The sequence below is a fragment of the Brevundimonas sp. LjRoot202 genome, assembly GCF_964253355.1.
Classification (GTDB): Bacteria; Pseudomonadota; Alphaproteobacteria; order Caulobacterales; family Caulobacteraceae; genus Brevundimonas.
This window is the reverse complement of the sequence record NZ_CAXUQW020000002.1, coordinates 513,968-527,627: the sequence shown is the minus strand read 5'-3', so window position 1 is coordinate 527,627 and position 13,660 is coordinate 513,968. Positions and strand designations below refer to the sequence as shown.

Here is a 13,660-nt window from a genome sequence, read left to right as displayed (position 1 = left end):
GTCAGGCCGAGCGCGCCTTGATCGGCGCCGTGCCGTCGGCGAGCGACTCGTTCAGATAGACCTCGGCCTCCTGGGCGGGCAGGGCCGGGGCGTAGCCGAAGCCCTGGCCGTAGTGGCACTGGGCCTCGAGCAGCAGCTTGGCGAGGCCGGCGTTCTCGACGCCCTCGGCGACGACCTCGAGCGACAGGTCGCGGCCGAGGTTGACGACCGACTTGACGATCTTCGCCGAGCCCTCGTCCTTGTCCATGGTCAGCACGAAATAGCGGTCGATCTTCAGCGTATCGAACGGCAGCTTGGCCAGCCAGGTCAGGGACGAGAAGCCGGTGCCGAAGTCGTCGAGGGCCAGCGAGGCGCCGGCCTCGCGCAGCCGGGTCAGGGTGTCGGCCGCGCGCGAGGTGTCGCGCATGATGTCGCCCTCGGTGACCTCCAGCTTCAGCGCCCCCTTGGGCAGGCCGGCGTCGGCGATGATCCGCGCCACGTCCTCGACCAAGTTGGCCCGCTCGATCTCGCCGACCGACAGGTTGACGCTGCAGAACAGCCTGCCGGCCGACGGGTGCCGGGCCAGCCATTCGGCCAGCTGGCGCGCCGCCTGACTCATCATCAGCAGGCCGAGCTCGTTCATCAGCCCCATCTCGTCGGCGAGGCCGAGGAACTCGTCCGGCGGCACCAGGCCGCGCTGCGGATGGCGCCAGCGGGCCAGGGCCTCGAATCCGGCCACCGCCCCCGTCACCAGATTGACGATGGGCTGGTAGAAGGGCTCGATCTCGCCGCGCACGAAGGCGTTGCGCAGGTCGGCTTCAAGCGCCAGCCGCGACAGGCTGTCGGACTCCAGCGCGCGGCCATAGGCGGCCGCCCCGCCGCGCCCGGCGGTCTTGGCCTGTTCGACGGCCAGCTCGGCCCGGCGCAGCAGTTCCGCCGGGTCGGAGGCGTCCGGACCGCCCTCGGCCGCCACGGCCCCGATCGAGACGGTGGGATAGATGTCGAAGCCCGCCACCCTCAGCGGCTGCTCCAGCGCCTCGCGCAGACGTTCCGAGGCGGCTCCGGAGCCGCGCGGCACGATCACGGCGAATTCGTCCTCGCCGACGCGGGCGGGATTGGCCTCCTGGGCGAAGGCCCCGTTCAGGCGCGAACCCAGCGCCGCCAGCACCAGGTCGGCGCGTTCGTGGCCCAGGGCCTCGTTGAGGCGGCGCAGGCGGTCAACGTCGGCGACCACCAGCTCGTAGTCGCCCGGCTGGGTCAGGGTTTCGCCAGCGCGGGTCAGGAAGGTGCGGCGGTCCAGCAGGCCGGTCAGGTGATCCCGGTGGGAGGCCGCGAACTTGGTCTCCAGCGCCACCACCCCGGCGGCGCGCAACCCGTCCTCGAGCCAGACGCCGCGCCACAGGCAGGTCTCGGCCTCGCGCATGCGCAGGCGCACTGCGACCTCGGTCCCCTCGGTCTGCGGCTTGAGGATGCGCTCGGCCAGCGAACGGTCCGACGGCACGGCGACGGCGGTGAAGGCGGCGCCCGAACACTCCGGGGCCAACGGTCCGAGGCCGAGCGCCCGGGTGGCCCCGGTGAAGCGCATCTGATCGTCGGACGGGGTCCAGATCCACAGGGCCGTATCGGCCGCGGCCAGCGCCTCGATGGCGGTCGTCGCGTCCCAGGCCAGACTTCTGGAGCGAGTGTTCAAAACGCGTGACCGGTCCCGAGAAGGCGGCCCCAAGGATCACCCGAGGTCAGCCGCCGCGTCCAGCCCCGTCGTTGACGATCCCGAACAGGAGATGATCTGCCCAAGCGCCGTTAATTTTGAGATAAGCCCGGGCCTGCCCCTCGAGCGCGAAGCCGGCCTTCTCCAGCACCCGGCGCGAGGCCAGGTTGGTCGGCACGCAGGCCGCCTCGACCCGATGCAGTTTCAGCTCGTCGAAGGCGTGCGCGACCATGCCTCTGACCGCCGCCGTGGCGTGTCCCCGTCCGGCGAACGGGCGGCCGATCCAGTAGCCGAGCGTGCCCGCCTCGGCGACGCCGCGCCGGATGTTCGACAGGGTGATGGCCCCGACCAGCGCCTGGTCCGCGTCGGCGAAGATGAAGAAGGGCCAGGCGTTCCCCGCGTCCATCTCGCGGGCGTAGATCGACAGGCGCCGCTTGAAGGCGGGGCGGGTCAGGTCGTCCTCGGGCCAGGTCGGCTCCCACGGCTGCAGATAGGCGTGGGACAGCTGGCGCAGGGCGGACCAGGCCTCGTAGTCCGCGGCGCGCGGCGGGCGCAGGGTCACGCCTTCGCCCTTCACGACCGGACCGGTCGCCTCGTTGATCCAGTCCAGCAGGGCCATGCCCGAAAGGATACCCCCCTGCCGGTCAGCCGAAAAGGGCGTCGCGGAAGGCCGGGCCGGCCGGGGCCGCCGCGCCCGGACCCAGCACCGCCGTGGCCGCGCGGCCCGCCGACAGCGCCGCCGCCGCCGCCGCGCGGACGTCGTCGGCGGTCTGGGCCAGCGTCCGCCCGGCCATGGTCTCCGAAGTGATCGGGGCGCCGAAGATCAGCACCTGCGCCGCCGCCCGGCCCGCGCGCGCCGCCGGGCTCTCGTCCGACATCCACAGGCCGGCGTTCATCACCGCCTTGGCCCGCGACAGTTCGGCCGCCGTCGGGCCGCTCTCCGCGAGGGCCTTCAGCTCGGCGGCGCACACCTGGGCCAGTTCGACGGCCCGGTCGGCCGCCGCCCCGGCGTAGATGCCCAGAATCCCAGCGTCCTCGTAGGGCTCGTGATAGGCGTCGATGGCGTAGGCCAGGCCGCGCTCCTCGCGGGCGCTCTGGAACAGGCGCGAAGCCATGCCGCCGCCGAGGATTTCGGTCATCAGCCGGGTGGCCGCATAGGACGGGTCCGTGGCCGCGGCGGCCGGCAGCTGGAAGACGATGTTGGCCTGTTCGATCCGGCGCGACAGGGCGGCGTGGCCGCCGGTGAAGCGCGGAGCGGCGGGGGCCTCGGCCGAGGTCGGCGTCTCGCCGCCGAACCAGCGCTCGGCCAGCGCCAGCAGCTCGGTCTCGTCGACCGCGCCGGAGGCCGCGACCACCATCCGGTCGGGGGAATACAGCCGGGCCCGCCAGTCGCCGATGGCGGCGCGGGTGATCGGTTTCAGGCTGATGACCGAGCCGAGGATCGGCCGCCCCAGCGGCTGGCCCTCGAAGGCCCGGGTCTGGGCCATTTCGAAGACGTGGTCATCGGGGGTGTCGAAGGCCTCGGCGATCTCCTGCGCCACCACGTCCTTCTCGCGCTCGATCTCGTCGGGGTCGAGGGTCGGGCGGAACACCAGGTCGGACAGCACCTGCATGGCCAGCGGCAGGGAGCCGTGCAGGGCCCGGACCTCGAAACTGGTGCGCTCATAGCCGGTCGAGGCGTTCAGCGAGCCGCCCTCGGCCTCGATCCGCTCGACGATGTCGCGCGCGCCCATGTCGCCGGCCCCCTTGAAGACCAGGTGCTCGAGACAGTGCGACCAGCCGGACTGCGCCTCCGATTCCCATTTGGCGCCGCCGCGGACGGCCACGGTCAGCGCCAGGGTGCGCAGGCCGGGCATCGGATCGCAGACGACACGGACGCCGTTCGACAGGGTGTGGAGCGTGGCGGTCAGTTGGGTCTCTCTTCCCCACGAGGCGGGGTCAGCTTGCGGCGGAGCAGGGCGATGTAGAAACCGGCCAGCGCCAGCGCCAGTCCGAACCAGGTGATCGCATAGCCGAGATGGTTGTTCGAGAAGACGGCGGGCGGCGCGGACGGCTCCAGGGCGAGCCATTCCGGGTTGGACGAGGTCAGGGCGAACAGGGTCTGGGGCGCGACGGGTCCCTCGACACCCAGCACCCGGGCCATGGCGGCGTTGTCGCGGGCGAAGAAGCGCCGGCCTTCGGCGGCCAGGGCCATCGGTCCGGGGGCGGGCGTGGTGCGCACCTGGGCGACCAGCTCGACGGGCTCGTCCGACGCCGCTACCGGCGGGCGGGCGGAAATGGTCTCGGCGACGAAGCCGCGATCGATCAGCAGCGTCTGACCGTAGCCGGGATGCCGGCAGGCCGAGATCAGGCGGACGCCCGGCTGACCCTCGTGGATGGTCTGCAGCTCCACAAACGGCGCCGTGGCCAGTCCGGGGCAGATCAGCGCCACCTTGCCGAATTCGGGTTCGTCGGCCTCGAGGACAGCGACGGGGGAGGCCGGCGGGGCGGTCGCGACCGCTTCGGCCCTGGCGATCAGCCCCTGCTTCCACTGCAGCCGCTGCACCTGCCAGACGCCGAGCGTGACCAGCAGGACGAACACCAGCGCCGAGGCGAGGGTCAGCCCCCAGGGAAAGCGGCCTCTCGTTTCACCCGTCATGGCGCGCCTGTCCCGCCCGGTTCCTCATCTGCAGGGCGATCATGACGCCCTTGCCCGGCCGCATCAGGCCCAGCGACAGCCCCGCCACCAGCGGCAGGGCCACCAGAAGCATGGCCCAGATGGGCGGCTCATAGGCGATCTGGACGAACAGCGCCCCGAACACCACGGGCGCGCCGGCGATCTGCATCACGAAGACGGCCGCGCCGTCGCCGGTGTTCAGCCGGGTGAAGTCGAAGCCGCAGGCCTCGCAGCGCTCCACCACCTTCAGAAAACCGGCGTAGAGCGGACCCTGGCCGCAGTTGGGGCAGCGGCAAAGCAGACCGGCGCGGATCGGGTCGATCCGCGCCGGTTGATGGTTCGGACCTGTGGGCCCCGCCGTCACCCGAAGGTGACGTAGACGAAGGCGAACAGGAACAGCCAGACCACGTCCACGAAGTGCCAGTACCAGGCGGCGGCCTCGAAGCCGAAATGCTTCTCGGGGGTCATCTGGCCGGCCAGCAGGCGCAGCAGGCAGACGGTCAGGAAGATGGTCCCGACCAGCACGTGGAAGCCGTGGAAGCCGGTGGCCATGAAGAAGATCGAACCGTACAGGCCCGAGTTCAGGGCCTCTTCGTTGAAGAACAGGTTCTCGTGGAGGATGTGGTTGTACTCGTAGGCCTGCACCGCGGTGAACAGCACGCCGAGGGCGATGGTGATGGCCAGGCCGATCTTGGTCGCGTTGCGGTCGCCGACCTGAAGCGCGTGGTGCGCCCAGGTCACCGTGGTGCCGGACAGCAGCAGGATGACGGTGTTCAGCAGCGGCAGCTGCCACGCATCCAGCACCTCGACGCCCTTCGGCGGCCAGGTCGACCAGGCGGCGGCCGTCTCGGCCCAGTTGCCGATCTCGGGGATGTGGGCGCGGGCCTCGTTGAAGACCGCCATCTCGAAGAAGATCCAGAAGAAGGCCGCGAAGAACATCACTTCCGAAGCGATGAACAGGATCATGCCGTAGCGCAGGCCGATCGAGACGACCGGCGTGTGGTCGCCGGCGCGGCTTTCCTTGATCACGTCCGACCACCAGCCGGCCATCGACACCAGCACGCCCGCCAGACCGGCGAAGAACAGCGGCTGCTTGCCCTCGGACAGCAGGGCCGAGGCCAGCGGCCCCGAATCGGCCGGAACCAGGCCCTTCATCCACACCACGGCGCCGACGAACAGGATGACGACGGCGATCGATGACACCAGCGGCCAGGGGCTGGGGTTCACCAGGTGGTAGTCGTGATGGGGAGTGGCGTGGGCGTCGGCCATCTGGGTCTCTTGCAACGTCGAGAGTCGGATTGGGGCAGGCTATAGCGTTCGCTACCCGGCCGCGCCAGTGGCTGCGGCGGGGTTTGAGGCCAGTTCGGCGCCCTTGGTCGGATAGAAGGTGTAGCTGAGGGTGATCTCGCGCACGCCGCGGCTCTCGCGGTCGGTGGCGATCTCGGGTGCGACGAAATACTGCACCGGGAATTTCATCGTCTGACCGGGCTCGATGGTCTGGCTGTCGAAGCAGAAGCATTGCAGCTTCTGGAAATACGGCCCGGCCCGTTCCGGCACGACGTTGTACGCCGCCGTCGCCTGGATCGGCTGGTCCGAGGTGTTGGTCACGTCGAAGAAGGCCATGCCGGTCTCGCCGATGCGCACCCGCTGGCTGACCTGTTCGGCCCGGAAGATCATCGGCAGGTCGCGGACATTGGTGTCGAAGCGGATCAGCACCGTTTCGTCCAGCACCGTGTCCGGGGCGTTGTCGGCGCGGGACACCGTGCCGTTGAAGCCGGTGACCTGGCAGAACATCCGGTACAGCGGCACGGCGGCGAAGGCCGCGCCGGTCATCGCCATGACCGCGAAGACGCAGGCGATAGCGATGAGGTTCTTGCGGTTCACGGCGTCGGCCTCACGTCCTGCCCGATCGTCTGACCCTCGACGATGGCGGCGGCCTCATCCCGGTTGCCCTGCAGCTTGAGGATGGTCGTCGCGAACACCAGCACGATGAAGGCCACGAGCGCGACGGCGAGCGCGATGTTGCGCTTCTTGCGGGCGGAGAGCTGTTCGGGGGTCAGGCGCATGGCGGGCTACAGGCTCATCATCGGGGCCGCGCTCTCGACCAGCAAGGCCGCGAACAGGGCCATCAGATACAGAATCGAGAAGGCGAACAGGTTGCGGGCTGGTTTGGCCTCGGCGCGCACATCATACAATGCGGCCTCTCGCCCCACGGCCTCGGCCTTGTCGGGCTGGTCGCCGGCCCGCGAGCGCCACAGCCGGACCGCCAGCCACAGGAAGCCGACGCCGCCGGCCGCCGACACCGCCAGATAGACCGGTCCGCCCAGCCCCGTCAGCCCCGGCGCGATGGCGACGGGCACGAAGACGAGGCTGTAGAGCAGGATCTGCAGCCGCGTCGACTTCGCCCCGCGCGCCACCGGCATCATGGGAATCCCCGCCTTGGCGTAGTCGCCGGCCGAATACAGCGCCAGCGCCCAGCTGTGCGGCGGGGTCCACAGGAAGATGATCAGGAACAGCAGCCACGCGTGCCACGGCGCCGTCCCGGTCGCGGCCGCCCAGCCGATCACCGGCGGGAACGCCCCGGCGGCCCCGCCGATGACGATGTTCTGGGGCGTCCGCCGCTTGAGCAGCAGGGTGTAGAAGCCGGCGTAATAGACGATGGTCAGGCCCAGCAGCCCGCCGGCCAGCCAGTTGGTCGCCATGCCCAGCAGCATGACCGAGAACACCGACAGCACGACCCCGAAGGTCAGGGCGTCGTTGCGGCTGACCCGCCCGGCCGCCACGGGTCGCCCGCGCGTGCGCCGCATGAGGGCGTCGGTCTCGCCTTCCAGGGCCATGTTCAGGGCCCCCGCCGCGCCCGCGCCGACGGCGATGCACAGGATGGCGATGGCCGCCGACAACCAGCCGATATCGCCGCGCGCGACGACCAGGCCCGTCACCGCGGTGAAGATCACCAGCGACATCACGCGCGGCTTCAGCAGCTGGAAAAAGTCTTCCGGCTGGGCCGTGGAGATCGAGGGCGTTGCGGCGGGTTGGGTCATGGTGCTTTCAAAAACCCAGAGGCCGCCCCTTCGTCTGAAAGAGCGGCCCCCGTGTGTCAGTTCCGGCTGGACCGGTCCTAGTGCTCGTCGCTCTTGACCACCGGCAGTTCGTTGAACTGGTGGTGCGGCGGCGGCGAGGACAGGGTCCACTCCAGGGTCGTGGCGCCCTCGCCCCACGGATTGTCGACGGCCGGACGGCGGCGGATCGCCGCCTCGATCAGCATGACCAGGAAGACCGCGACGCCCACGATGGTGATGACGTAACCCACCGACGAGACGTGGTTCCAGAAGGCGTAGCCGTCGGCGTAGTCCACGTAGCGGCGCGGCATGCCCTGCAGGCCGAGGAAATGCTGCGGGAAGAACACGATGTTCACGCCCACGAACATGATCCAGAAGTGCGCGGCGCCGAGGAACTCGTTGTACTTCACGCCGAACATCTTCTCGAACCAGTAGTAGAAGCCGGCGAAGATGGCGAAGACGGCGCCCAGCGACAGCACATAGTGGAAGTGGGCCACCACATAGTAGGTGTCGTGCAGGGTGTAGTCGATGCCGGCGTTGGCCAGCACCACGCCGGTGACGCCGCCGACGGTGAACAGGAAGATGAAGCCGATCGCCCACAGCATGGGCGTCTTGAAGCTGATCGAACCGCCCCACATGGTGGCGATCCAGCTGAAGATCTTCACCCCGGTCGGGACCGCGATGATCATGGTCGCGGCGACGAAATAGGCCCGCAGGTTCACGCTCATGCCGACCGTGAACATGTGGTGGGCCCACACGATGAAGCCGACGAAGCCGATGGCGACCATGGCGTAGGCCATGGCGAGGTAGCCGAAGATCGGCTTCTTCGAGAAGGTCGAGACGATGTGGCTGACCATGCCGAAGCCCGGCAGGATCAGGATGTAGACCTCGGGGTGGCCGAAGAACCAGAACAGGTGCTGGTACATGACCGGATCGCCGCCGCCGGCGGGATCGAAGAAGCTGGTGCCGAAGTTGCGGTCGGCCAGCAGCATGGTGATGGCGCCGGCCAGCACCGGCAGCGACAGCAGCAGCAGGAAGGCGGTGACCAGCACCGACCAGGCGAACAGCGGCATCCGGTGCAGGGTCATGCCCGGCGCGCGCATGTTGAAGATGGTGGTGATGAAGTTGATCGCCCCGAGGATCGAGCTGGCGCCGGCCACGTGCAGCGAGAAGATCGCCAGGTCGAAGGCCGGGCCGGTGTGGCCCATGGTCGAGAGCGGCGGATAGGCCGTCCAGCCGCCGCCGAAGCCCTTGCCCGGGCCGCCGTCGACGAACATCGAGGTGCACAGCAGGATCCACGCGGCGACCAGCAGCCAGAACGACACGTTGTTCATGCGCGGGAAGGCCATGTCGGGCGCGCCGATCATGATCGGCACGAACCAGTTGCCGAAGCCGCCGATCATCGCCGGCATGACCATGAAGAAGATCATGATCAGGGCGTGGGCCGTGACGGTGACGTTGTAGCCGTGCTTGCTCGCCTCGACGAAGCCGAGTTGCTCGACCAGTCCGCCGGCGATGAACACCTGCATGCCCGGCTCGGCCAGCTCCCAGCGGATCAGGCCGGACAGGGCGCCGCCCACGATGCCCGCCATGATGGCGAACATCAGGTACAGGGTGCCGATGTCCTTGTGGTTGGTCGACAGGAACCAGCGGGTGAAGAAGCCCGGCTTGTGGTCATGATGCCCGTCGTGGTCGTGGGCGAGGTTCGCGGCTGCGGTGGCCATGGTCTTTGGGGCTCTCGCGTATCGTTACTGGGCGGCCGGAGCGGCGGCGGGGACGGGGGCGGCGGGGGCCGGAGCGGCCGCCGGGGCGGGGGCCGACTGGCCGGCCACGGCGTCCGAAGCGGCCCGCATCGGTCCCGAGGAGACGTTGCGGGTGGCGACCGCGCCGGTGGTGCCGGCCTCGATCTGCGCCGCCGTGCCGCCGGGGGCCTGGTCGGCCGTGCGGGGCGTCATCGAACCGCCCTTGGAGGCCACCCATGAGGCGAACTCGGCGCGCGAGACGACGTTGATCTGGATCGGCATGAAGGCGTGGTCGACGCCGCACAGTTCCGAGCACTGGCCATAGTAGACGCCCGGACGATCGGCGCGGAACCACGTCTCGTTGACCCGGCCCGGAACGGCGTCGGTCTTGAGGCCGAAGGCCGGCAGGGCCACGGCGTGGATCACGTCGGCGGCGGTCACCAGCAGGCGGACGTTGGCGCCGACCGGCACCACCATCGGCTCGTCGGCGGCCAGACGGTAGAGGCTGTGCGGCATGCCGCGCTGGGCCACTTCCTCTTCCGGCAGCATGTTGGAGATGTACTCCGGGATCGCCTGGTCGGGGTATTCGTAGGCCCAGTTCCACTGGTTGCCGGTGACCTTCACGGTCAGGTCCGGCTCCGGCATGTCGTGATAGTTGAACAGCAGCCGGAACGAGAACAGCGAGATGAAGACGAGGATCAGGACCGGGACGACCGTCCAGATAACCTCGACCAAGGTGTTGTGGCTCCACTTGGCCGGGACCGGGTTGGACTTCTTGTTGTAGCGGATGACGATCCACACGATCAGGCCCAACACCAGCAGGCAGATGAAGGTGATGATCGGCATCAGGATGGCGTCATGGAACATGTGCGCCTCGACCTTCAGCGGCGAGGCGGCCGCCTGCAGCCCGAGGGCGCCGTCGGTCGGCTGGCCCACCAATTCCTGCGCCGCGGCCGGTGCGGCGGCGAAAAGGGCCAGGGCCAGGGCGGCCATGCCGCCACCGATCAGACCCCGGGCCCGCGTGCCCATCCCCATGCGAGACATCCTCATAAACCGTTCTGTCGCAAGCGCTTGCGAGTGAATCGCAAGCAGGCGCCGGGGCGGACGCCGCGGCGGTTCTTGCGGGGGTCCATATCGCCCTGCCCGGCGCTTGCCAAGCGATTGGACGCCGCACCCCATCCCGAGGGTCGGATTAAATCGCTGTCATGTTTCACCAGCTACCTTGCATCGCCAGATACCTTGCGATACCCCTTTGGCCATCAAGGGAGACGCCGAGGTGCCTGAAACCATTGAGATCCAGCTGAAGAAGGGGGTGCTCACGCTATGTGTGCTGGCCCTTCTCAACCGCCGCGACAGCTATGCCTACGAGATCGCCTCGACCCTGTCGGACGCGATCGACATGGGCGAGGGCACCATCTACCCGCTGATGCGGCGGATGCAGTCCGACGGCCAGGTCGAGACCTATCTGGTCGAATCGACCTCCGGCCCGTCGCGCAAATACTATCGCCTGACCGACGCCGGTCGGCGCGCCCTGGAGGGGCAGACCGCCGAATGGCGCGCCTTCGTGGTCGCCGTCGAGAACGTCATGAACGCCGACGCGGAGACCGAATCGGCTGCGCCCGTCGCCAACACCGAAGAAAGGGGAGCTGAACTATGACCCGCGCCGAATTCATGGGCCGGTTGAGACGAGGCCTGGTCGGCATGCCGACCGTAGCCGCCGCCGAGATCGCCTCCGATTACGAGATGCATTTCGAGGACGGCGCCGCAGCCGGCCGCACCGAGGCCGAAGTCGCTGAAGCCCTCGGCGACCCCGACCGTCTCGCCCGCGAACTGCGCGCCGAGGCCGGGGCGCGCCGCTGGGACCAGGAGAAGAACCCGTCCGCCGCCGCCGGGGCCGTGTTCGCGGTGCTGGGGCTGGGAGCGATCGACCTGCTGATCCTGCTGCCCATCTTCATGGGGGTGGTCGGGACGCTGTTCGGCTTCTTCATGGCCGCCATCGGCCTGTTCATCGGCGGCGGCGCGATCATGGTCGCCGGCCCGTTCGCGGGCTTCCCCGGCGGCGTCGCCGCCGCGCTCCTTGGCGGCCTCGGCATGATGGCCGGAGCCGCCGCCATCGGCGCCCTGACCGCGATCGCCACCATTCTGCTGGTCAACGCCACCGTCTGGTACGCCCGCCTGCACTACCGGTTGCTGAAGCCGGCCCTTGAACCCCAAGCCCAGGCCTGAGGAGAGACCCGCATGATCCGCACCCTTCTCATCATCACCGGCGCCAGCCTCGTACTCTGCGTCGCCGCCCTGGGCGGAGCCGCCGCCATCGGCGGCCAGGACATCGCCCGCCACGGCGGAAACTGGACCTTCTGGGACAACGACGGTGAAAAGCACGTCGTCCACTTCCAGCGCAACGACGACGGCGAGACGCTCAGCCGCACCCTGGCCTGGACCGGCGGCGACCGCCTCGAGGTCGATGTCGCGGCCGAGGTCATCTACGTCCAGGGCGACGAGGCCTCCGTGACCGTCACCGGGCCGAAGGCGCAGGTCGAGGGCCTCCGCCTCGCCGACGGCCGCCTGACCTTCGACGATGAGGACAACGTCGATCACGTGGTGTTCGGCTGGCGCGACCACCAGCCCCTGAGGATCACCGTGACCGCGCCCTCGGTCCGCAATTTCGGCCTCGGCAGTTCCGGCGACCTGTCGATCCGCAACTACGACCAGCCCAGCCTGTTCGTCGCCATCGACGGCTCGGGAGAGGTCGATGCGACCGGCCGCACCGATGCGGTCGAACTGGACATCTCCGGTTCCGGCGAGGCCGACTTCTCGGGCCTGGAGACCCGCGACGCCGATGTCGAGATCTCGGGTTCCGGCGAGGCCGTTGTCGGCCCGACCGGCGCCGCCCGGATCGCCATCTCCGGCTCCGGCGACGTCGAGCTGAGCCGGCGCCCGGCCAGCCTGACCCAGAGCATCTCCGGCTCCGGCGACGTCAACCAGCGGTAGGATTTCGGGTGGGGCCGGTGACTTGGCCGGCCCCACCCCCTATCTCTGCGGCATGACCCTGCACGTCTCCCCGCCCGCCATCCTCGAGTCCGCCGACGTCGCCCCCGACGAAGCCCTGTCCGTCCTTCAGGACGCGCTGGCCGGCGCCGACGACGGCGAGCTGTTCCTCGAACGCTCCGAATCCGAATCGCTCGTCTTCGACGACGGCCGCCTGAAGTCCGCGGCCTATGACGCCGCCGAAGGCTTCGGCCTGCGCGTGGTGGCGGGCGAGACCGCCGGCTACGCCCACGCCAACGAGATCAGCGGTCCCGCCCTGCGCCGCGCCGCCGACAGCGCCGCCCTGGCCAAGGCCGGTCACGCGGGCGTCGCCGCCGAGGCGCCGCGCGCCACCAACCAGAAGCTCTATGAGGCCGTCGATCCGCTGGCCTCGCCGGCCTTCTCCGACAAGATCGCCCTGCTGTCCGAGATCGACGCCTGGGCCCGCGCGCGCGACCCGCGCGTCGTGCAGGTCTCGGCCTCGCTGGTCGGCGAGCGCCGTCATATCGAAATCCTGCGCGGCGATGGCCGGCGGGTGGACGACATCCGCCCCCTCGTCCGCCTCAATGTCTCGGTCACCGTCGAGAAGGACGGCCGCCGCGAGAGCGCCTCCTCGGGCGCCGGCGGCCGCGCCGGCTTCGAGACGTGGATCGCGCCCGAGCGCTGGCAGGGCCAGGTCGATGAGGCGCTGCGCCAGGCGCTGGTCAATCTGGAGGCCGTCGACTGCCCGGCCGGCGAGATGGACGTGGTGCTCGGAGCCGGCTGGCCCGGCGTGCTGCTGCACGAGGCGATCGGCCACGGCTTCGAGGGCGATTTCCACCGCAAGGGCTCGTCGGTGTTCACCGGCAAGATGGGCCAGCGGGTCGCGGCGCCCGGCGTCACCGTCGTCGACGACGGCTCCATCGCCGGCCGGCGCGGCTCGCTCAGCATCGACGACGAGGGCACGCCGACCTCGCGCACCGTGCTGATCGAGGACGGCGTCATGGTCGGGCTGATGCACGACCGGCTGTCGGCGCGTCAGCTGGGCGCCCGGGCCACCGGCAACGGCCGGCGCCAGTCCTTCGCCCACATGCCGATGCCGCGCATGACCAACACCTTCATGGAGGGCGGCAAGGATTCGCAGGCCGACATGATCGCCTCGACGAAGCGCGGCCTCTACGCGGCCAATTTCGGCGGCGGCCAGGTCGACATCACCAATGGCAAATTCGTCTTCCAGTGCACCGAGGCCTATCTGATCGAGGACGGCCGGATCACCGCCCCGGTGCGCGGCGCCACCCTGATCGGCGACGGAGCCACGGCGCTCCAGCAGGTCCGGATGATCGGCGACGACTTCGCCTTCGATCCCGGCGTCGGGGTCTGCGGCAAGGCCGGCCAAGGGGTCCCGGTCGGCATCGGCCAGCCCAGCCTGAAGATCGGCGGCCTGACGGTGGGCGGCACGGCGGTATAGAACTAAGGGTTGTATAATAGTCCACCTCGCAATCTAAGCGGG

Annotated in this window: 15 protein-coding genes; 4 read left to right on the top strand and 11 right to left on the bottom strand. The window is 69.6% G+C overall.

The window, feature by feature from the left end; genetic code table 11:
• Position 1: 1 nt before the first annotated feature.
• From ACSQ1L_RS07555 to coxB, 11 genes are all read right to left on the bottom strand, one after another.
• A complete protein-coding gene (locus tag ACSQ1L_RS07555) occupies positions 2 to 1,669 on the bottom strand; it encodes a putative bifunctional diguanylate cyclase/phosphodiesterase (RefSeq protein ID WP_435993537.1) in 1,668 nt (555 codons plus the stop codon).
• Positions 1,670 to 1,715: 46 nt separating this feature from the next.
• Positions 1,716 to 2,306: a GNAT family N-acetyltransferase gene (locus ACSQ1L_RS07550; RefSeq protein WP_435993535.1), complete on the bottom strand. Its 591-nt coding sequence runs from the start codon at positions 2,304 to 2,306 to the stop codon at positions 1,716 to 1,718.
• A 25-nt stretch (positions 2,307 to 2,331) separates the two neighbouring features.
• Positions 2,332 to 3,543, bottom strand: coding sequence for a M16 family metallopeptidase (locus ACSQ1L_RS07545; RefSeq protein WP_435993533.1), 1,212 nt, complete (start codon positions 3,541 to 3,543; stop codon positions 2,332 to 2,334).
• Between the two features lie 50 nt (positions 3,544 to 3,593).
• A complete protein-coding gene (locus ACSQ1L_RS07540) occupies positions 3,594 to 4,325 on the bottom strand; it encodes an SURF1 family protein (RefSeq protein ID WP_435993531.1) in 732 nt (243 codons plus the stop codon).
• On the bottom strand, positions 4,315 to 4,707 hold the full coding sequence (locus ACSQ1L_RS07535; protein ID WP_435993529.1) for a DUF983 domain-containing protein: 393 nt from the start codon (positions 4,705 to 4,707) through the stop codon (positions 4,315 to 4,317). Before ACSQ1L_RS07535 ends, ACSQ1L_RS07540 begins: the two co-directional genes overlap by 11 nt.
• Complete coding sequence (locus ACSQ1L_RS07530) at positions 4,704 to 5,612, bottom strand: cytochrome c oxidase subunit 3 (protein WP_435993527.1); 909 nt, start codon at positions 5,610 to 5,612, stop codon at positions 4,704 to 4,706. Before ACSQ1L_RS07530 ends, ACSQ1L_RS07535 begins: the two co-directional genes overlap by 4 nt.
• Positions 5,613 to 5,663: 51 nt before the next feature.
• Entirely contained in the window at positions 5,664 to 6,227 is a 564-nt protein-coding gene (locus ACSQ1L_RS07525) for a cytochrome c oxidase assembly protein (protein ID WP_435993525.1), read from the bottom strand.
• Complete coding sequence (locus ACSQ1L_RS07520) at positions 6,224 to 6,409, bottom strand: hypothetical protein (RefSeq protein ID WP_435993523.1); 186 nt, start codon at positions 6,407 to 6,409, stop codon at positions 6,224 to 6,226. The genes ACSQ1L_RS07525 and ACSQ1L_RS07520 overlap by 4 nt, the downstream gene beginning before the upstream one ends.
• Positions 6,410 to 6,415: 6 nt before the next feature.
• On the bottom strand, positions 6,416 to 7,384 hold the full coding sequence (locus ACSQ1L_RS07515) for a heme o synthase (RefSeq protein ID WP_435993522.1): 969 nt from the start codon (positions 7,382 to 7,384) through the stop codon (positions 6,416 to 6,418).
• Between the two features lie 77 nt (positions 7,385 to 7,461).
• Positions 7,462 to 9,126 (bottom strand): cytochrome c oxidase subunit I, encoded by a 1,665-nt coding sequence (ctaD, locus tag ACSQ1L_RS07510; protein WP_435993520.1) that lies wholly within the window; start codon positions 9,124 to 9,126, stop codon positions 7,462 to 7,464.
• A gap of 24 nt (positions 9,127 to 9,150) precedes the next feature.
• The gene (gene coxB / locus ACSQ1L_RS07505; RefSeq protein WP_435993518.1) at positions 9,151 to 10,179 is read right to left on the bottom strand and encodes a cytochrome c oxidase subunit II; all 1,029 of its coding nucleotides are present in this window, start codon (positions 10,177 to 10,179) and stop codon (positions 9,151 to 9,153) included.
• Between the two features lie 241 nt (positions 10,180 to 10,420).
• Between coxB and ACSQ1L_RS07500 the strand changes: the two genes are divergently transcribed.
• The 4 genes from ACSQ1L_RS07500 to tldD are packed head-to-tail and all read left to right on the top strand — an operon-like array spanning position 10,421 to position 13,618.
• Complete coding sequence (locus ACSQ1L_RS07500) at positions 10,421 to 10,801, top strand: PadR family transcriptional regulator (RefSeq protein ID WP_435993516.1); 381 nt, start codon at positions 10,421 to 10,423, stop codon at positions 10,799 to 10,801.
• Positions 10,798 to 11,370 (top strand): DUF1700 domain-containing protein, encoded by a 573-nt coding sequence (locus tag ACSQ1L_RS07495; RefSeq protein WP_435993514.1) that lies wholly within the window; start codon positions 10,798 to 10,800, stop codon positions 11,368 to 11,370. Before ACSQ1L_RS07500 ends, ACSQ1L_RS07495 begins: the two co-directional genes overlap by 4 nt.
• 12 nt (positions 11,371 to 11,382) lie before the next feature.
• Positions 11,383 to 12,135 (top strand): GIN domain-containing protein, encoded by a 753-nt coding sequence (locus ACSQ1L_RS07490; RefSeq protein WP_435993512.1) that lies wholly within the window; start codon positions 11,383 to 11,385, stop codon positions 12,133 to 12,135.
• A 52-nt stretch (positions 12,136 to 12,187) separates the two neighbouring features.
• Positions 12,188 to 13,618, top strand: coding sequence for a metalloprotease TldD (tldD, locus tag ACSQ1L_RS07485; RefSeq protein ID WP_435993673.1), 1,431 nt, complete (start codon positions 12,188 to 12,190; stop codon positions 13,616 to 13,618).
• Positions 13,619 to 13,660: the final 42 nt, after the last annotated feature.